Origin of the sequence: Pedobacter sp. CAN_A7 (genome assembly GCF_015752175.1) — a bacterium.
Classification (GTDB): domain Bacteria; phylum Bacteroidota; class Bacteroidia; order Sphingobacteriales; family Sphingobacteriaceae; genus Pedobacter.
The window spans coordinates 732617-753008 of the sequence record NZ_JADOUW010000001.1 but is presented as its reverse complement, the minus strand read 5'-3'; the positions used below and the strand labels follow the sequence as shown (position 1 = coordinate 753008).

The window sequence follows — 20392 nt, the reverse complement described above, 5'->3', positions numbered from 1 at the left end:
TAAATTAACTTCCCGACTTCCCGCCGCTCTTTACATCATCATTACTGATGCTACGCTGCGCCTTTTTAATCGAATCTTTCAGCTTTCCAAAACGCCAGTTTAAGCTTCCAAAGAAGGAACGGTTATAATATTGAAAGCTAGCCCGCTGGTTGAAGTTTGGCCCTTCTGTAAACGTTTCATAGTACCTGTATTTGGAGAAAGGGTTATTGATGCCTGCAGAAAGCGTGAGTTTATCTTTGATGAGCTCCTTGCTTCCGCTAAAGGAAATATAGGTGTAGCTACCCGATTTCCCTTGTAAAAGCACACTCGGTGCACTATAATTAAAGGTAGCACTGGCGCGCCATTCATGCTCAAACTTATAGCTGGTGTTTGCGTAACCGTAGCCTGTAAAGCCATCATTTTGTGTCATCACCCCATTAATCGTTCCTTCCAGATTTGTATAACCTATATTTCCACTCATGCTGAGGTTCCATTTGCTGGTGAGCGGAAAGTTGAAGTTCATATTGGTTGTTAACGTCTTGTTTTTTCCAACGTTTTCAAAAGTGGTGTAGGTAATCTGTGTATCTTCATTATAGACAGATACCTGTTGAACGGTATTGTTGGCGAAGTTATAGCTGAGGCCAATGTTTAGAGAACCTTTTTTAAAACGGCTATAATTAAGCTCGAAGTTGTTGCTCAGTACAGCCTCAAGATTAGGATTTCCCGAAGATTCAAAATTCGGTATAGCGCGATCGACGAAAGGATTTAACGTGTAAATTCCAGGCCGTTCGATTCTCTGTGTATACCCAAAGTTAATGCTGGTCATGTTTTTAAATTTTCTGTTCACTGAAAACGTGGGAATGACATTAAAATACTCCGTATTCACACTTGCTTCGCTGCTTATAAAATCGGCCTTAGTAAATGTTCCTTCCGCCCGAATACCCGCTTTAAAACCCCAGTCTTTCAGGTTAAAGGCATATGAATTGTAAACGCCTACGATGTCTTGATTATTGTTAAATTTATTGGTTCGAGAGGGATCCAGGTCGTAACTTCCTGTCGCTTCATTATAACTGCTATATTCGAAATTACTATTGTTGTCTCGCAAAATCCCTTTGATTCCACCTTCGATATTTACCTTTTTTATAGGGTGCACATAATCTAATTGTATCGTCTGTTCTTTCGATTTGCTTACATTATGTTGTTTGAAATCCGGACCTGCGAAATTCACCCGGTTGATGAAAATATTACTATTGTCCTGTGGCTCTCTTCCATTATTGTATTTATAGGAGAAAGTAAGCAATCGTTCCTTACTTTCTTTAAATCCCCGCTGGTAGTTTAAAGTGGCGTCGAGGCCACTCCAATCGTATTTATTATTTCCCAATAGCTGATACTCCACTACCTGGTTATCACCTGTTAAACTGTAAGACTGATTTGATTCTGAATTATTATAGCCGCTATAGGGATTAAATTCAGCGGTTAACAGGTTAAGTGTATCCATTTCATAACTTAATTCCGCCCCTCCGTATTGGTTCCTGTTTTTAGATTTTCTCATTCCTGCGTTTAGTAGAGAAGTGGGGTTATCACCAGTTGTGATTCTGCTGCTGATGCTTTCCGTCTCCGGTTGTCTATACACCCCCGTACCCCCATAAAAGGTCATGCCGAATTTATTCTGCTTCAGTGTACCATAACCACCCAAACCTGGTCCGCCAACCGGGCCAGAACCCCTTAGTGACAAACTACCGTTATAGCCATTGTCAATCTTTTTGGTGGTAATGATATTAATAATACCCGCTAAACCCTCGCTGTCATATTTTGAAGGAGGAGTAGTGATGACCTCGATCTTTTGAATTGACGAAGCTGGCATGCTCTTCAGCACGTCTTTTGGGCTGCGTACTACCATGCTGGAAGGTTTTCCGTTAACCAGAATTTTGTAGTTCCCGCTGCCTTTTAGTTTAATGTTGTCGTCGGCATCTAGTGATAACAAAGGCACTTTACGCATCATATCTAAAACCGTGAGCACTTTACTTTCCGGATCTGCCTGAATATCATAAGAGATGCGATCTACCTCCTGTTTAATGATAGGCCGATCAGCCGAAATAGCAACTTCCTGCAAATTATTTGCCTGTGAAGCCACAGAAATTTTGCCTAAGTCAATGGTAGTGATACCAGTAACTTCTGCATCCACATTTTTAGAACCATACCCAATGGCTATAGCTGTAATTTTGTATTTACCGGGTGCTAATTGGTCGAACTTGAAATCACCAGCATCCTCAGTAACCATGGTTTTTAAAACCACATTGTCTTTTTTCAAGGCAATAGTCATATAACCTACTGGTTTTTTTGTGGCGGAGTCGATAACGATTCCTTTAATCGTTCCTGAGGAACTAATGATTGCCGGAGATGAATTTTGTGCGTTTACAGCGGAAAGGGTAAACATCATTAGAAAAACGAAAGCAAGAGCGGGTTTTAGAGAGAATTTCATGGAGATACGTAAGATCAATGGCATTTTCGTGCAAGATAAAAGAAAGAATTAATCCGTTAACGCATCCTTATGAATTATCTTTGTTACAGTTAAAATGTTTTTTATGCATGCAATATTCTAATGGTTTTCCGGTATTTTTTTCTTTATCAACCTATAGCATATAAATTAGAGTTATTTTTGATAAACAAAACTAACATGATGACACTTAAACAATTGTCCGTAATTACCCTACTTAGCCTATTTGTACAGGTTACTGCGTCTCAAGCTCAGATTTGGAAAAAAGTGCAAAGAAAACTTGAGGATAAAGCAAACCAAAAAGTCGATGATGTTCTTAATGGGAAAAAAAGCTCTGGAACCAATCAAAGTGCTGTAGGGGGGGCTAAGGAATCCCGTCCCTATGTGGAGGAGGTTTATTCCTTTACACCAGGCACTAAAATTATCTTTGAATCTGACTTTAAATTCGACACAAAAGGCCTTATGCCAAAGAAATGGAAGTCAAGCGGATCGGGGAGTATACTCTCTGTTGCTGACATGCCTGGAAAATGGTTGGCATTAGCTGAACAGTCAACATATAAAATTGACAGTCTTATTAACAACCCTGGAAATTTTACTGTTGAATTTGATATACTTACCAGAAGTGCCGAAACGGCTGATATTGGCGCCATGTCTTTCGGCTTCGCCAGAGACAATGCATCTAAAAACTTACTAATTGACGCTCATAATGGAAATGCAATCACTAATACGCAATTGCACTTCCATAATCAAGAGGTTATCAATTCCAGTAGTGATACGGATAAATATAACACCTTAGATTATCCTTTTGCTAGTTACTCAAATTCACTGTTGCATGTAGCAATAACAGTGGAGGGCGAAAATATGCGGGTATATATCGATAAGGCGAAAGTTTTGGATACGAAAATGTTTAAACCTGCAGCCACGAAGTTTTTTTACATCACGGCCCCATATTCCTATGAACAAGGCTCGAAAGTCTATTTTGGGAATTTCGTGATGGCTAAGTAGCGTTCAGATATTAAATAAGCTTATATTCTGAAGCCATTTTAATCAAGGAAGCAGAGTTAGAAACATTAAACTTTTGCATGAGGTTGCGCCGATGCGTTTCAATGGTGTGCGTGCTTACAAACAGCTCCTCCGCCATTTTACTGGTTGTTTTTCCCTCTGCAATACTTCGTAACACTTCTTCTTCCCGACGCGTGAGCCTTGGCAGATCGAGTGGATTTTCTAATGCTCATTGAAAAAGAAAAAAGAAGCATACAGATAAAAAAATCGCCTTGTCTATAACATCGTCAATGTCATTGATTTTTTAATCATGGTTTTCAGGTAGAATATAATATTGACCAACTCGTTCATTATTAGCAATAGGTGAAGAATGGTAAGTCCAGAATATCCTGTATGCCTGCAAGTCCTGTATATGGACTAAACATTGGCTGTAGAAATATTTCAATTACAACAGCAGTCAAGAAGGTTACGATAATTTGCTATGTTTACGGTTTTAAACAAAAATTGTAACTGTTGATGAAAGGTAAAAGGATAAATCATATCATTACTATAGGCTTTGCCCTATTTGCCATGTTCTTCGGTGCAGGCAACTTACTACTTCCTCCATTTATTGGTCTTCAGGTTTCCGACTCTTGGTTTTGGACCACCATAGGGTTCATGATTACCACAGTCATTCTTCCTTTCCTGGGAATTATATCCGTAGTCCTTTCAGGTGATAGCTTTACCGATCTTGGTAATCGGGTCAATAAAAATGTTGGTGTTGTATTAGGTATCGTCATCATGTTGGGAATAGGGCCCCTTATTGCTATTCCCCGTACAGCAGCAACAACTTTTGAAATCGGAATCTTGCCGCATTTCCCTACCTTTAGTCCAATAATTGCTTCCATTGTTTTTTTTATTGTGACAGGCATTTTTTCCCTTTCTTCTTCAAAAGTGGTGGATTTAATTGGTAATTATCTAACCCCTTTATTGATTCTTATTCTCTTTGGCTTAATTGTAATGGGATTAATCAATGCAAGTGACGATCATTTTGTTAACCGATATTCAAATGTAGATTCCTTTTTGGTGGGCTTTCAGGAGGGGTATCAAACCTTAGATGTTTTAGCTTCCGTAATATTTGCTGGTATAATTATCTCCGCTGCAAAATTGAAGGGATATCATACAACTAAACAGAAGAACGAAATCGTTATTGCTTCAGGCTTACTTGCAGCCTTATTTTTGCTATTTATTTATGGCGGTCTTGTTTATTTAGGTGCCACTTCAGGCAGCGAATGGTCAGAAAGCACAAAAAGAGCACCCTTACTCTTACAAATTTCCATTAATAACCTGGGTATAAACGGAACCTATGCCATGGCCATTTGTATCGCATTAGCCTGCTTAACTACCGCAATTGCACTTACAAGTGCAGTAGGTTCTTTCTTTAGCGAATTGGTGAATCATAAAGTGGGATATAAAAAAATAGTCATTAGCTGCTGTGTGATATCTTGTGTGTTATCTATAACCGGAGTGGATAATATTATTACATATGCCTATCCTTTTTTATCATTCATTTATCCAATAGTAATCACATTGGTTCTCTATATTGTATTCTTTGGTAGGTTTATAAAATCTAGTAAACCCTATCTTGGTGCAGTTATTGGAACATCTTTAATTTCATTGGTCGGCCTATTGCATAGTTATGGCCTAGTGACGCCAGGCATAGATCAATTCATTAAAAAGATTCCATTAGCTAATTATGATTTAGCCTGGATATTACCATCGTTTGTGCTATTTGTGTTGTTTTTTATAATTGAAAAGATGAAGAAGTCAGTTTCCTAAATCTACTGGCGTTTTGTGATTTAGTGCCTGTTGATGCCTGTGGTTATTATACTCAAATATTCATTCTTCTACTTTTTATTTTACCCCATCTAAGGTTCTGATGATGTATGAGTTTAACGCATTGTACCGTTAAATCGCTCTATGTAGGTGTTTCCGGTTGGTTTTTCAGGCTGTACAAATAACACTTTTTTCAGGAACTTCTGTGACACTCACCGGGCCGATTCCCATAATTTTAAGTTTTCAATATTCTGTTAATATTTCATTTCTTTTTTATTAAATTAGTTAGCGAATTATCGGTAATTCGATAATATATGGCTTATTTGATTAAGCTGCATACCCTCATTGAACGTTTAAAGAAATATCTATTAACCTGTATTCAATAATAATACTATGGAAAAAGAATTAATGCATGAAATTGTTGCGTGGGACGTCTTTAACTGGTCTAAAGCGATAGACTACTGGGAAAAGAACACCACTATTTATAACAAGGAATATGATTGCCTGGAATTAGGTGCGAGTAAGGGTGGAATATCCTTATGGCTTGCATTAAATAATAATAAGGTACTGTGCACAGACCTCAATGGTCCTGAGAAGGTAGCCTATCAGCTTCATGAGAAGTATAACTGCAGCTCCAGGATTAGTTATGACCGCATGGATGCCACTAATATCACGTACACAGATAAGTTTGACCTGATTGTATTCAAATCAATCCTGGGGGGAATTAGCAGCCATAAGAATGAAAACAAGGTTCACACGGTTAAAGAAATCTATAAAGCTTTAAAACCTGGTGGCATCCTGTTATTTGCAGAGAACCTGGAAGCTACTTACTTTCATAAGGTCTTCAGAAAAGCTTTTGGTACAAAAAATTGGAATTATCTGAAATTAAGTGAAATTGATGAGGTGTTTTCTTCTTTTTCTAAAATAAGGTATACCACCACTGGCTTTTTTGGATGCTTCGGAAGAACCGAAAGCCAAAGGATAATACTGGGAAAAGTGGACACGTTACTGGAGAAAGTAATTCCTGAAAAAAGTAAATACATTCTGATGGGTATAGCCGTTAAATAATAACGGCTGTACGATTTAATACCTGTCCGCAAAATGTCCGGAAAACAAAAAAGCCACTGATGATCAGTGGCTTTCGTCGGGGTGGCAGGATTCGAACCTACGACCTCCTGCTCCCAAAGCAGGCGCGATACCGGGCTACGCTACACCCCGAACTTGGTATCTGTCAGTATCTTTTCCGATGCTGTGGTGCAAATGTAGAGAAATCCACGACATAAAAAGCATCCAGCGCATATTTATTCAGCGTTTTTCGCTAAAGCATTCTTTTTCAGGTAGAAAAATTTATATAAATATTTTGCAGCCTTGCAGAACCACCAAACAAAAGCTTAAATAAGTTGACTTCAGTCAAATTTAACCCTTAAAATTAATATTAACTTCAAATCAAAAGCCTAATATTAGGTGTTAGGTTAATGACATTAACGACTGGTGAGCTTTATGACGGGATAAAAAAATATAGATAACTAATGAAAAAGATTCTGATTCCAACTGATTTTTCCGATCCTTCTATAAATGCCGCGAGATTCGCCTTAGCCCTTGCCAACGTTGTCGATGGCCAGGTATTGCTTTGCCATGCTTTTGGGGTGCCAGTACAAGCGCCTATGGCTGCTCAGGTATCCTTACCTGTTATTGATTATGCCACCGTTCAGCAACAAACACAGGATCGGCTCACCACGTTATCCAATCAACTGGAGGAGGAGGCTTCTAAGGGCTGGCTTGCTAACGCTCGCCCAATTAAGTTTACTGCTGATGGCGGCCCTTTTGCCGATGTTATTAATGGCATGGTAGAAAAAGAAAAAGCAAATATGTTGATTATGGGCATGTCGGGTGATGGAGCTGTTAGCCAGTTTTTCCTGGGAAGCTGCAGCCGCGAGATGATTAGCGATGCCAAAATTCCTGTATTGCTGGTGCCACCGGCGGCTACTTTTATGGGCATCAATAAAATTGCATTTGCAACCGATCTGAGTGAAGGTGATATCGATGTGATTCATTCCCTGGCTACTTTTGCCAGCCAGTTTAATGCGGAGATCCTTGTGGCACATGTGAGTGAGGGGCAGGGGGATGACGACAAGCAAAGGGCAAAAATTGCCGATTTTCTAAATGACATCTCCAGTAAGGTGAATTATCCGCGCATTTATTTCAGGGATATTAAACAAATGAGTGTTGATGAAGGGCTTGACTGGTTAACAGAACACGGTCAAATCGATATGTTGGTCATGGTACATCAACGCAGTAGCTTAATCGACGTGTTATTTAACCGAAGCCACACCCAAAAGCTGGCCAGGCGTATAGAAATCCCTCTACTGGTTTATCCAGGTTACCTGAATCACGTGTTTTAGTTTAACTATGTTTACGTATAGCTAAATAGCAAGAAGCAATATTTGTATAAGGCAACGACAACACTTGTGTTACGATGCGTTAAAAAGAAAACATACTATATAAAAAGGCCGGTCATTAGCGTATTGACCGGCCTTTTGTATTAAAAATTATTTGTAATGGTTTACCAGTAAACTGTATACAAGGCTGCAATTAAGCCTAAAATGATTAGGGAGCCCACAGCAAAACTTTTGCTGGTATAGAACATCTCTTTCTCAATTTCAAGTCCTTTTGTCACCACACCTTTTTTGTTTTCATACATACTGATCACATACATCACGATCATACAGATGATAAATACAAAACCCATACGGTCTAAGAAAGGAATCTCATACAAGGTTGCTCCATCTCTTTGTTTAACCGGAACGGCAAATCCGCTGGAATAAAGGAAGCTTAAATCCATCATAAATGGTAGGAATTTAAACCATACCGATAGGGCGAAACCACCAATGGTTGCAAATAAAGCAGCATTGGATGTTGTCTTTTTCCAGAAGAAACCTAAGATAAACATGGCGAAGATACCTGGTGAAAAGAAACCGGTATACTCCTGAATAAACTGGAATCCACCTTTTTTATCAATACCTAACAAGGGTGCAATCACAATGGCAACAATCATGGAAATAACCACTACCCAACGGCCAATAACAACTTGTTTGTTTTCATCGGCAGCTTTATTAATTACCTTCTTGTAAATGTCAAGCGTAAAAATAGTTGCAATACTATTTGCTTTACCAGCAAGCGAAGCCACCACAGCTGCAGTAAGTGCCGCAAACGATAAACCTTTCAAACCAGTAGGCAAGAGGTTCAATAATACCGGGTAAGCGGTATCAGGTGCAACCTCGCCATCCTTCATCATCGATGTCTGGAAATCGCCATAACCTTCTTTGTAAAGTACATAAGCTGCAATACCAGGTAATACCACAATCACAGGCATCAATAACTTCAGGAAAGAAGCAAATAATAACCCTTTACGTGCGGTTGGTAAATCGGCACCTAATGCACGTTGAGTAATGTATTGGTTACATCCCCAGTAATTTAGATTCACAATCCACATACCACCTATTAATACCGATAATCCAGGTAAATCAAGGTAGTTTTCATCTTCTTTGTCAAAAATCATGTGAAAATGACTATCCGCATGCTCTGTCAGTAAGGTAAAGCCGCTTAGTACGCCGCTCTGACCAAAATGTGTTGCCACAAGGTTTAGTGCAAGGTATGTTGTAGCCAATCCACCTAGAATCAGGAAGAACACTTGAATAACATCTGTATACCCAATTACTTTCATCCCGCCCAGCGTAATCAACACGGCAAAACCTGCCAGGATATACATACACAGCGTTAGGTTAATTCCAGAGATGCTGTTAATGGCCAGGGCACCCAAATAGAGGATAGAGGTTAAGTTAACTACTACATAAAGTAATAGCCAGAAAACCGCCATAATCATCGCTACCGTGCCGTTATACCTTTGGTGAAGGAACTGGGGCATGGTAAAGATTTTGTTTTTCAGGTACACCGGAATAAAGAATACCGCTACAATGATTAGCGTCACTGCAGCCATCCATTCGTAGGTGGCAATGGCCAATCCCATTTTGAATCCTGAACCACTCATGCCGATAAACTGCTCAGCCGATATGTTAGAAGCAATTAAGGAAGCTCCAATGGCCCACCATGTCAAAGAATCTTTCGCAAGAAAGAAATCTTTAGAGTTTTCCTCCTTTTTTTTCTTTCTGTAGATCCAGTAACCGTAACTGGCTACAATTAGAAAGTAGATTAGGAACACGGCATAATCTAATGCGCCAAGTGTTTTCATAATTTAGATTTATATTAAGGGTTCGAATTAAATGTAACGGTTAATTAAGTTTTCGATGAATTCTTGTTTTCCGCTCACCATTTTTGGTTCTCCGTGTTCGATGGCGTACGCACGCAGGTCTTCTAAACTTAAAAGGCCGTTTTCATAATCTTTTCCCTTACCGCTATCAAAAGAAGCATAACGATCTGTTCTGATTTTTTTATAATCTGATTTGGTCAATATGTTATCAGCTGTAATCAATGCACGTGCAAAAAGGTCCATTCCACCTACGTGTGCATAAAATAAATCTGCAACATCTGTCGAGTTTCTTCTTATTCTGGCATCGAAGTTAATACCACCACCAGCAAAACCACCAGCTTCAAGGATGATCAGCATTGATTCTACCAATTCATTAATGTCGTTTGGAAATTGATCGGTATCCCATCCATTTTGGTAATCACCACGGTTCGCATCAATAGAGCCTAACATGCCCGCATCAACTGCAACCTGTAACTCGTGCTGAAAGGTATGTCCGGCTAAAGTAGCATGGTTAACTTCCAGGTTTAATTTAAAATCGCCTAATAGGTCGTAACGTTGTAAAAAGCCCAATACCGTTGCAGCATCATAATCATACTGGTGTTTAGTTGGCTCACATGGTTTTGGTTCTATAAAGAACGTTCCTTTGAAACCATTACTTCTTGCATAGTCTTTTGCCGTATGTAGAAAACGTGCCAAATGCTCTTGTTCTCTTTTCATGTTCGTGTTTAATAACGACATGTAACCTTCGCGACCGCCCCAGAACACATAGTTTTCACCACCTAAAGCGATAGTTGCATCTAATGCCGATTTTACCTGTGCAGCACCATGTGTTAATACATGAAAATCAGGGTTAGTTGAAGCACCGTTCATGTAACGTTTGTTAGAGAACAAATTAGCTGTTCCCCATAATAATTTGATGCCAGTTTCTTGTTGTTTTATTTTTGCATAATCAACAATAGCCTGCAAACGTCTGTCGTTTTCTTTAATATCATTGCCATAGTCTACCAAATCCACATCATGGAAGCAGTAGTAGGGAAGGTTCATTTTAGTTAAAAACTCAAATGCTGCATCCATTTTATCTTTAGCACGTTCTACAGCATCAGATTTCTCATCCCATTTAAAACGATGGGTGGCTTCGCCAAATTGGTCAGCACCGTTTCCGCAGAACGAATGCCAGTAAGCACCAGCAAAACGTAAATGCTCTTTTAGGGTTTTTCCTGCTACAACGCGTTCTGCATCATACCACCTGAAAGCGAGCGGGTTATCACTTTCCGGACCTTCGTATTTAATGTTACTGATTTCTTTAAAGTACTCTGTTGTCATGTTATTGAGGTTAAGTTTTGTATTTTGATTTTTACTTGGTGTTAAGTTGGCTTTGTAATAGCGATTTCCATTGCTGGTAGCTGTCTTCTAAATGGTTAGCCTGTGGCTCGATGGTGCTTAGCGGTTTCTTGTTCTGGAAAGCATCACTGGCAGTTTTATAAATGCCAGCACCAATGCCTGCACCAATGGCGGCGCCATAACTGCCATCGTTTTCATGGAGCTCTACCGGAACGCCGGTGATGTTAACAAAGGTCTGACTGAAGATATCACTTAAAAATAAGTTGCTTCTACCGGCACGAATCACTGAGGGTTCCATGCCGTTTTCTCTTAAAATGTCTAATCCGTAACGGAAAGAGTAGGCTATACCTTCCTGTACCGCCCTGAACACATGTGCCTGGGTATGGATATTCAAGTCGATGCCTTGTAAATGGGCACCCACTATTTTATTGTTGAGCATTCTTTCTGCACCATTGCCAAAAGGTAATACCTGCAAACCTTCACTGCCTGGGGATACCTGACTGGCTTTTTTATTCATTTCGGCATAACCAAGGTTTGAACTCAACTGTTTTGTCCAGCGGTTCATGCTGCCGGTTCCGTTTATACATAACAGCACACCTAAACGTTGTGCTTCAGCGCTATGGTTAACGTGGGCAAAGGTGTTTACACGTGATTGTCTATCGCATAACAGCTGATCGGTAACACCATAAATGACACCTGAAGTGCCTGCAGTTGCTGCCACTTCTCCGGGTTGAGTTACGTTTAAAGACAACGCATTGTTGGGTTGATCACCGGCTTTATAAGCGACTGGAATTCCTGCTTTGAGGCCCAGCTGTGCAGCTACATTGCTTTTTACTTCGCCATGCGCAGAGAATACAGGTTTGATGTCGGGAATTAATGAATTGTCAAAACCGAAATAACCCATCACCGCGGTGGATAGGGTGTTTTCTATAAAGTCCCATAAAATGCCTTCTGATAGGGCAGAGCTGCTTGTGGTGATGTCGCCGGTGAGCTTCATGGCAATGAAATCACCTGGTAACATCATTTTACTCACCTTTTCATATACCTGTGGTTCGTTTTTCTTTACCCAGGCCAGTTTAGCTGCGGTAAAGTTACCCGGTGAGTTAAGTAAGTGACTCAACGCATAGTCGGCACCGATGGCTTTAAAGGCGGCATCGCCAGTTTCTACTGCGCGACTATCACACCAGATAATGCTGTTCCTCAGGCTTTCCTGTTGTTCATCTACAATTACAAGGCCGTGCATCTGGTAAGCAATACCGATGGCTGCAATGTCTAAGGAGTTATATTTCTTTTGCTGGTTACAGTTTATGATGGCTTGCTGAACATGTTCCCACCATAGCTCAGGCGATTGCTCTGCCCAGCCGGTTTGTGGTACAAGAATTTCAGACTCGCTATCCGGGTATTGTGAAGTGGCTAGGATATGTCCGCTTGTGGCATCAATTACGGAAACTTTAATGGATGATGTGCCTACATCAATACCTAATAATAGCATGTGCGTTTAATATTTGGTGGTTCAATCTGTCAATTAGATTGACGAAAATAAACAAATAAATATTATTCGCAATCGATTGTTAAAAAAATTGCAATATTTGTTGCGGCAATGCAGCAACCATAGCTTGTAAATTGCACAAAGCATTAAACAAAAGCAAATGATTGCCTTATTACCAAGGAAAAGTAAGACTAAGTTATGAAAAAGCAGAAACGGACCACCATTTACGACATTGCCAAAAAGCTGAATATCAACGCTTCTTCGGTTTCCCGCGCATTGAGCAATAACAGTAATGTGAGTGAAGCGACTAAAAAACTGATTCTGAAAACGGCAAAAGAGCTTAATTATAAACAAAACAGTCTGGCTTCTAACCTCAGGAAAGGCCATAACCAAACTATAGGGGTGGTGGTACCCCGAATTAATCAAAACTTTTTTGCAGACGTTATTGCCGGGATCGAAGAAATTACCTATCAGAAAGGCTATAACTTAATTATCTGTCAATCCAATGAGTCTTATCAACGTGAAGTGGAATGTGTGAATGCGCTGATTAACCAGCATGTAAGTTGTATAATTATTTCTATTTCTGCCGATTTTGAAGATGATAGACACCTGCGAAATGTGCTGGAAAACGGGATCCCATTAATACAATTTGACCGCGTCGCCGATAACCTGGATACGTTTAAAGTGCTTAACGACAATGAGCAGGCTTCGATGGAAGCGGTTTTGCACCTCATCGAACAAGGCTACAAAAGAATTGCACTCCTCGAAGGTCCACAAAACCTGAACATCTTTAAACAAAGAAAAGAAGGGTATTTAGCCGCTTTAGCCAAGCATCAATTGCCTGTGGTTCCCGAACTGATGAAAGAAAATGCCTGGACAAAGGAACTTGGCGCAGAAGCAACTAATGAGTTACTGAATTTACCAGAGCCGCCAGATGCTATTTTTGCATCTACCTCCGACTTTTCGGCTCTGGGTGTGCTGGAGGTGGCTACGAACATGGGTTTAAAAGTTCCCGAAGAACTGGGTATCTGCGGTTATTCCAATGAGGCTTTCACCGAAATTACCAGTCCTTCGATCACCACCATCGACCAATATAGTGTGAGCATGGGTAAAACTATTGCTAACCTTTTCTTTCATGAAATTACGGAAGATAAAGAGGTCATCATCCCTAAAATTGTCAGCATCAGACCTCGATTAATTATCCGCTCTTCTACCTTGAAAAAAAATAAAACAACTATAGATTGATCAATTTAATCGTTTAAACTTCTGGCAATGCCCATTTCCAATCCCCTGAGCTCTGCAAGGCCCTTCAAGCGGCCAATAGCGGAATAACCTGGGTATGCCGACTTCGTCAGGTCATCTAACATCTGGTGGCCATGGTCTGGACGCATCGGAATGGCCCTGTTTTCTTTTTTCATTAACTTCACTACTTCCTTTACCAAACTGTACATATCTGCATTGCCCTCCAGGTGGTTAGCTTCATAGAAATTACCTTCATCATCACGTTGCGTACTGCGCAGGTGCAGAAAATGAATGCGATGTCCTAACCGTTGGATCATGCCCGTCAGGTCGTTATCTGGTCTTGCCCCAAATGAACCACTGCAAAAACAAAAGCCATTGGATTTTGCCGGAACTGCTGTTAAAATAGCGGTGGCATCCGCTTCCGTGCTCATGATTCTTGGGAGCCCTAATATCGGGTACGGTGGATCATCCGGATGGATAGCAAACTGAAGGTCAAGTTCATCTGCAACCGGGGTCACTTCCTTTAAAAATAAAATGAGGTGTTCACGAAGTGCATCGGCATCAATGCCTTCAAAACCAGCCAAAAGCGATAATACTTGTTCAGGCGTAAAATGGTCTTTACTTCCTGGCAATCCTTGCAGGCAGTTGTTTAATAAGGTTTGTTTAGCTTCATCCGTCAGGGCTTCGAAATAAGCTGTGGCCTTTTTTACCTCCTCAACAGGGTAGTCGGCAGCAGCATTCGGGCGTTTCAGCAAAAAGATATCAAAGGCTAGGAAAGCAGCTTTTTCAAAGCGAAGGGCTAAAGCGCCGGTTTCCGTCGCATAGCTCAGGTTGGTGCGCATCCAGTCTAAAACAGGCATAAAGTTATAAGTAATCACCTTAATACCACATGCTGCCAGATTGGTCAGACTAGTTTTATAATTGTCAATGTATTTCTGGAAATCGCCACGTCGTTTTTTAATGTCTTCATGCACCGGCAGACTTTCAACTACAGTCCAGCTCATGCCAGCACTTTCAATAAGAGATTTACGTTCCCTAATGTCGGCAACATTCCATATATCGCCAACGGGTACCTGGTGTAAGGCTGTAACTACACCTTCGCATCCGGCCTGGCGTAGGTCGCGCAGGCTTACCACATCATCAGGGCCATACCAGCGCATCGTTTGAATCATTTTCATGTCGTTTCTATTCGTTTGGTTGATTTAAGTTAAATATGCAATCCTATCTACTATTCATACACATCTCACGAATATATCAATTTATCTGCTAAATCACAGTGTTTGCAATCGGTTGCAATGTTTAGATGTAGCTGGAAACTCTTCTTATTCTTCAAATGAAGAAAATAGGTAAATGCTGATAATTTAAAAAAAACAATCGCACAGCAGCATACAGGTATAAGGGCTTTAGAAGGGGGTTAGAAGGGCCTTTGAAGGGCCTTTGAACGGCTACAGCCCTCTAAACGCCCTTACAACACCTACTTAACACCTTAATAAGGGTGATTTACCTGTTAATTAATGTTCACATAAACTTTCACTCCTAATTTATTCCTGAAAACTAAATCGCCCATCGTGGTGTTTGAAAACAGATGAGGCATGATCATAGCTTCAACATCAATTAAAAACAGTTTATTTTGAAAAAAGACTTAGCACAATACCTGGCTGAACCAGGAAAGAAAGTATCCCTTAAAAAATTAACCACCACCTATCCCGGCGAAGGGGAAAAGGAACAGGGAGAAATCCAGTTAGAGGAAGTTAAAAAGCGATTAAGTCTTTTGCAGGAAACCATGTACGCATCGCGCTCACATACGGTATTAGTGATATTTCAGGCTATGGATGCTGCGGGGAAAGACAGTGCCATCGAACATGTGTTTTCTGGTATTAATCCGCAAGGCTGTGAGGTGCATAGCTTTAAAACACCAAGTGAGGAGGAGTATGCACATGATTTTTTATGGAGGCATTACAAAGCATTACCGTTTAAAGGGAAGATCGGCGTGCACAATCGGTCACACTATGAGAATGTTTTAGTTTGTAAAGTACACCCGGAGTATATCCTGGCAGAAAACCTACCGGGATACCAGGATGTAAAAGCTATTGATAAAGGTTTCTGGAAGAAACGTTACGAAAGCATCCGCAACTTCGAATCACACCTGAGTGAGAACGGTGTGGTGGTCATCAAATTTTTCTTATATGTGTCAAAAGACGAGCAAAAGCAACGTTTTCTAGATAGGATCAATGACCAGCAGAAAAATTGGAAGTTTGCTGCCGGCGACCTGGCCGAACGGGAGCGTTGGGACGATTACATGAATGCCTATGAAACCGCCATCGAAGAAACTTCCACAGAGAAAGCACCATGGTACATTATCCCGGCCGATAAAAAATGGTATGCGCGTTTAACCATTGCCAGGATCATTGAAGACACGATGGATGGCTTAAATATTCAGTTTCCTGAACTTCCCGAGCAGGAAGTAAAAGAACTGGAACAGATTAAAAAGACACTATCGAAAGCTGATTAATGTGCCTGGGCATGCTGGTATAACATCCTGCCCAGGTTTTTTAGAAATGGGTAACAGATGGTTTCGTATTCATATATACCGTCGTTGTAAATCTCATTTTTATTGGATTGTATAACGGCAGTAATGAAAAACTCGACCTTGTTTTTTTCGTCTTTGAAGTAGGCATTGTCTATGATAAATCCATACGAATCCCCGTATTTATTATACATCGCCAGGTCGGTGTTGAATACTGCATCTTTTTCTCTGCCGTAATATAACATTTTGGCATAGGCAGGCCAGAATTCCTTGGCATCATAAGCTGGGTGTTTACTTTCAGTAGGCAGCATAGACATGTAGGTGCGGATAAGTTCGTAATCGGACTTGCTCAGGTTAAAACGTTCCTTAACCGTAAAGGCTTCGGGGGTCATCAGCTTTTTCATCAGGGCTTGCTGATCGCTGATGGCAAAGGCATTTTTGTTCTCCAGGCTAAAAGGTTTGTTCACCAGCCGGTCATTGCTGTCTAGATAAGCCTTTCCCATCACCGTATTGCTTAATGTCAAAGAATATTCTTTAGGATCGTACTGTGCCGGTTGACTGTATACCAGTTGATTGCCATTGTAGAATTTGATAGGATTGGTGTGTTTAGCTGATTCTCCTGCATCGCCTATGGCCAGGCGATTAAGTATGCGGCTTTGCTGCAGTCCGTATTTCTTTAATTTGGCATTCATCTCAGCACGGCCAACAAATTCAAACAGGCGGTTAAAAGCGTCGTTATCGCTGGTGAGGAGAATTTTTTTTACATAATGTTCGATGGAAGGTAAACCGTTTTCGGCGGTAGGGTCTGAAGTTACTTTCGTTTGCCCTGCATAACTGCTGTCAGTTATCATAGTGCTCTTATTGTTTAGACCGGGAACTTTCAGCTCGTTTATTTTTTCGAGTGCAAAGATAACGGCGGCTAATTTAACCGTACTTGCCGGGTAAAAATAATGCTGGTCATTTAAGTTATAGCTATATGATTTAAATGTAGGATTGTTGTTTTGATCACGTTTCACCAATGTATACAACACCTGTACCTGGTGTTTCTGAGGGTGGTTAAGGATGGTGGAGAAGTTTTCTGGTTGGTTGCGCATGAGTTTTTCAAGCAGCAGGGTATCGGTTTTTTGTGCCATGGTTTGTAGGCTTAGCATAACAAGTAACGCTGAAGCAATTTTTATCATCATTAATGCAAATTAGGTTGCGTTAAAGATAGTAAATGATCTACTTTTGCGGCGCAGAAAGACATGATGAAACTAAAAAAATACCTGAAGTATGTATCTGGCCTGGCCTTAGGGCCTGTACTACTGTATAGTGGGGCACAGGCACAGGAAGATGTAAAATTGGATGAAGTGGTGATATCTACCACTAAAAATGACCAGAAGCAATCGCAGACGGGGAAAGTGGTTACCCTAATTGGTCAGGAAGTACTGTCACGCAGTCATGGCCGTAATTTAACCGACCTGCTTAATGAACAAGCAGGTATTGTGGTAAGTGGAGCTAGTGGAAACCTGGGTTTAAACAAGAGTGTATTTGTGCGGGGTGCATCTGGCGCTTATGCTGTGATCCTGATCGATGGCGTGTTAGTGAGCAGTCCGGTTGGTAATGGTTCTGCATTTGATCTGCGGATGTTCTCCATCGACCAGATTGACCATATCGAGATCTTAAAAGGAGGGCAGTCGACCATTTATGGCTCTGATGCGGTTTCGGGCGTGATCAACATCATCACCAAAAAAGGTAAAAAAGCAGGAAATAGTGTTTACGGCGTTGGAAGTTATGGTAGCTATGAATCCTTTAAAGGAACGATCGGTATGAGCAGTCAGGTTAAAGATTTCTCTTACAACATTGCCTATACCCAGGCTAAAACTAATGGAATTTCGGAAGCCGCTTTACCCGCAGGGCAGGAAACGCCTTTCGAAAAAGACGGGAATAAAACTGCTGCAGTTAATGCAAACTTTTCGCTGCAAGCCAGTAAACAGCTGAGCATTAATCCATTTATACGTTATTCTTATGGGCATTATGATTTCGATGCCAATGCGTTTGAAGATCACCTGGAAAACAATTATAAACTTAAATATTTTAACGGTGGTGTGAATACCCAATATGAACATGCGAGCGGAAAGGTCACCTTTAATTACAGTTATGAAAATGCAAGTACAGATTCCCAAAGCCAGTATGGTACAAGTCTTTCTCAGGGAAGTACACAAGTCATTGATTTTTACCTTAACCAAGGTATCGGTCAGCATGTGAAAGTATTGGCAGGTTTAGATAACCGGTCCACTACATTCAAATTAAATGCCGCTGTGCCACCAGCCACCAACTTATTCAGTACCTATGGATCGGTGTTTTTACATGACCTGGGTATGTTTAATCTTGAAGTAGGCGGTCGTTACAATAAACATAAACAATACGGAGAGAACTCTACCTATAACATCACGCCATCTATCCAGCTGTTGCGCGCATTAAAGATTTATGGAACCATCTCCACGGCGTTTAAAGCGCCAACTTTAGAGAATTTATTTGGAGAATTTGGTGCTAACCTGGAATTAAAACCAGAGACATCGAGAAATTATGAAGCAGGAATCAACCTGAGCTTTGTAAACGATCACTATACGTTACGCCTGGCTGGTTTTAAGCGTGACCTCCGTGATGCGATTGTTTATGGGAATATAGGTTTTATTAACCAGGCAAGTCAGCAGGCCAAAGGTTTTGAAATTGAACCTGCGGCCAAATTTGGCAAATTTAAGGTAAACGGTTATTATGCTTATGTGGATGGCACGGAATTCAATTACATCACCAATGAGGTGTCTGATTACCTGGTGCGTAAAGCGAAACATGTTTTTGGCTTAAATGCAGGATTACAGCTGAATGAGAAGCTCTATATCAGCTCTGCATTTAAATATAACGGTAAAAGAAAGGATGGCGACTTTAACGCCTATGCGGTGGTTAATCTGCCGGCTTACCAACTTTTGGATTTTTATGCTGAATATGCATTGCTTGATAAAAGGCTAAAGGTATTTGCTGATTTTAAAAACATTTTTAAGGAGAAATATACCGAGTTTTATGGTTACAGCAGTATGGGCTTTAATATGAATGCAGGGATTAGTTTTAATATTCGCTAAGAAATTGATATTTTTACACTTTAAATCTTACAAACATGTCCTTAGAAAAATCAACTGCCCGGAACCTGATCCTGGTATTCGTGATCATAGCCGCTGCAGCTACCCGTTTTATTAACTTAGGTACTTTTAGCTCATGGTCTAATTTTACACCAATTGGAGCTATAGCGCTGTTTGGTGGTGCTTATTTTTCTGACAAGGTGAAAGCTTATGCCGTACCGTTACTTACGTTGTTAATTACCGATGTGATGGTGAATTACATCTATTTCCAAAAGCTTGTCTTGTTTTATGACGGCGCTATTTGGGTATATGCAAGTTTTGCGCTGATTGTTTTTGCCGGTACTTTCCTGAAGAAAATCAACGTAGTGAATGTGTTATTGGCGTCTTTTGTAGCCGTGTTTATCCACTGGATTGTTTCTGATATTGGTGTGGTATTAATGGCAGGGTCTATTTATCCTAAAACCTTTGGTGGATATTTAACCGCTTTAATGGCTGCTATACCTTTTGAACGTAACCTATTGGCCGGTAACCTGATTTATGGTTTACTGATGTTTGGCAGTTTTGAATGGGCTAAAGCGAAGTTTCCGACTTTAAATTACACGAACAATACGTTACAGCATTCGTAAGTAAAAGAAAATATAAAAAAGCGGTTGTATCATTTGAAGATGGTACAACCGCTTTTTGATTTAACTAACATGCCGCTCTTCATCAATCTCCCGACCAATATCCTGGGCCAATATTTCACTAAAAACAAGTTGCAGGCGATCATCTTCATCAACATGATGATATAAAGGGAGTTCTCCGGCAATTACTTCTTCCTCAGGGACCTGTGTCCAGGTATTAGCATGACCATCCTTAGTGATGGCACCTAAAATGCCTCCGTAATAAATTACTTTGTAATAGCCGTCGTCAGTGGGGAGGATAGTCAGGGTCACTTCCTGGCTCTCGCGCTCAATTTTAATGTTAAATGGTTCCATGGTGTCATAACTGTTAACATAAATAAATTGTTTTAACTTGGCCTGTCGATAGTTATCGATCCGCAATAAAGTAAACTGTTAGCTTATCACCTGTAAAGTCTGACGGCTACCCTATGGTGAGCAAATTAATCTCTAATGAA

The 20392-nt window shown here is 40.5% G+C and carries 16 protein-coding genes and 1 tRNA gene; 8 read left to right on the top strand and 9 right to left on the bottom strand.

All coding sequences use genetic code 11. The annotated features are described in order from the left end of the window. Positions 1-4: 4 nt before the first annotated feature. Complete coding sequence (locus IWX76_RS03450) at positions 5-2485, bottom strand: outer membrane beta-barrel family protein (RefSeq protein WP_196858472.1); 2481 nt, start codon at positions 2483-2485, stop codon at positions 5-7. A 171-nt stretch (positions 2486-2656) separates the two neighbouring features. Between IWX76_RS03450 and IWX76_RS03445 the strand changes: the two genes are divergently transcribed. Further along, a complete protein-coding gene (locus IWX76_RS03445) occupies positions 2657-3481 on the top strand; it encodes a hypothetical protein (protein ID WP_334641111.1) in 825 nt (274 codons plus the stop codon). 10 nt (positions 3482-3491) lie between these two features. On the opposite strand, the gene IWX76_RS03440 is transcribed toward IWX76_RS03445, so the two are convergent. Next, the gene (locus IWX76_RS03440) at positions 3492-3686 is read right to left on the bottom strand and encodes a response regulator transcription factor (RefSeq protein ID WP_196859022.1); all 195 of its coding nucleotides are present in this window, start codon (positions 3684-3686) and stop codon (positions 3492-3494) included. Between the two features lie 308 nt (positions 3687-3994). On the opposite strand from IWX76_RS03440, the gene brnQ reads away from it, so the two are divergent. Together brnQ and IWX76_RS03430 are read left to right on the top strand one after the other, a co-directional pair. Continuing rightward, positions 3995-5296 (top strand): branched-chain amino acid transport system II carrier protein, encoded by a 1302-nt coding sequence (gene brnQ / locus IWX76_RS03435; RefSeq protein ID WP_196858471.1) that lies wholly within the window; start codon positions 3995-3997, stop codon positions 5294-5296. A 390-nt stretch (positions 5297-5686) separates the two neighbouring features. Beyond that, positions 5687-6361: a class I SAM-dependent methyltransferase gene (locus IWX76_RS03430; RefSeq protein ID WP_196858470.1), complete on the top strand. Its 675-nt coding sequence runs from the start codon at positions 5687-5689 to the stop codon at positions 6359-6361. Between the two features lie 76 nt (positions 6362-6437). Here the strand turns inward: IWX76_RS03430 and IWX76_RS03425 are convergent. Further along, positions 6438-6511 (bottom strand) — tRNA-Pro (locus IWX76_RS03425). A 311-nt stretch (positions 6512-6822) separates the two neighbouring features. On the opposite strand from IWX76_RS03425, the gene IWX76_RS03420 reads away from it, so the two are divergent. Beyond that, positions 6823-7695, top strand: coding sequence for a universal stress protein (locus tag IWX76_RS03420; protein ID WP_196858469.1), 873 nt, complete (start codon positions 6823-6825; stop codon positions 7693-7695). Positions 7696-7856: 161 nt separating this feature from the next. Here IWX76_RS03420 and IWX76_RS03415 read toward each other — a convergent pair whose 3' ends face one another. From IWX76_RS03415 to IWX76_RS03405, 3 genes are read right to left on the bottom strand one after another with little or no spacing between them, the layout of a single operon-like run. Beyond that, complete coding sequence (locus IWX76_RS03415) at positions 7857-9542, bottom strand: sodium/sugar symporter (protein ID WP_196858468.1); 1686 nt, start codon at positions 9540-9542, stop codon at positions 7857-7859. Positions 9543-9569: 27 nt separating this feature from the next. Then, a complete protein-coding gene (xylA, locus tag IWX76_RS03410; RefSeq protein WP_196858467.1) occupies positions 9570-10883 on the bottom strand; it encodes a xylose isomerase in 1314 nt (437 codons plus the stop codon). Positions 10884-10914: 31 nt separating this feature from the next. After that, positions 10915-12393, bottom strand: a complete 1479-nt coding sequence (locus IWX76_RS03405; protein ID WP_196858466.1) for a xylulokinase — start codon at positions 12391-12393, stop codon at positions 10915-10917. Positions 12394-12588: 195 nt separating this feature from the next. Here IWX76_RS03405 and IWX76_RS03400 point away from each other — a divergent pair, with 195 nt between their 5' ends. Then, on the top strand, positions 12589-13635 hold the full coding sequence (locus IWX76_RS03400; protein ID WP_196858465.1) for a LacI family DNA-binding transcriptional regulator: 1047 nt from the start codon (positions 12589-12591) through the stop codon (positions 13633-13635). A gap of 5 nt (positions 13636-13640) precedes the next feature. On the opposite strand, the gene uxuA is transcribed toward IWX76_RS03400, so the two are convergent. Then, on the bottom strand, positions 13641-14810 hold the full coding sequence (gene uxuA, locus IWX76_RS03395) for a mannonate dehydratase (RefSeq protein WP_196858464.1): 1170 nt from the start codon (positions 14808-14810) through the stop codon (positions 13641-13643). A gap of 452 nt (positions 14811-15262) precedes the next feature. Between uxuA and IWX76_RS03390 the strand changes: the two genes are divergently transcribed. Continuing rightward, positions 15263-16144 carry a polyphosphate kinase 2 family protein gene (locus tag IWX76_RS03390; protein WP_196858463.1) on the top strand — a complete coding sequence of 294 codons (882 nt, stop codon included), beginning with the start codon at positions 15263-15265 and terminating at the stop codon, positions 16142-16144. Here IWX76_RS03390 and IWX76_RS03385 read toward each other — a convergent pair. Beyond that, the gene (locus tag IWX76_RS03385; protein ID WP_196858462.1) at positions 16141-17292 is read right to left on the bottom strand and encodes a serine hydrolase; all 1152 of its coding nucleotides are present in this window, start codon (positions 17290-17292) and stop codon (positions 16141-16143) included. The genes IWX76_RS03390 and IWX76_RS03385 overlap by 4 nt on opposite strands. A 111-nt stretch (positions 17293-17403) precedes the next feature. On the opposite strand from IWX76_RS03385, the gene IWX76_RS03380 reads away from it, so the two are divergent. Together IWX76_RS03380 and IWX76_RS03375 are read left to right on the top strand one after the other, a co-directional pair. Then, positions 17404-19278 (top strand): TonB-dependent receptor plug domain-containing protein, encoded by a 1875-nt coding sequence (locus IWX76_RS03380; protein WP_196858461.1) that lies wholly within the window; start codon positions 17404-17406, stop codon positions 19276-19278. 35 nt (positions 19279-19313) lie between these two features. Then, a complete protein-coding gene (locus IWX76_RS03375) occupies positions 19314-19901 on the top strand; it encodes a DUF6580 family putative transport protein (RefSeq protein ID WP_196858460.1) in 588 nt (195 codons plus the stop codon). Between the two features lie 60 nt (positions 19902-19961). On the opposite strand, the gene IWX76_RS03370 is transcribed toward IWX76_RS03375, so the two are convergent. Further along, positions 19962-20252 (bottom strand): hypothetical protein, encoded by a 291-nt coding sequence (locus IWX76_RS03370; RefSeq protein ID WP_196858459.1) that lies wholly within the window; start codon positions 20250-20252, stop codon positions 19962-19964. Positions 20253-20392: the final 140 nt, after the last annotated feature.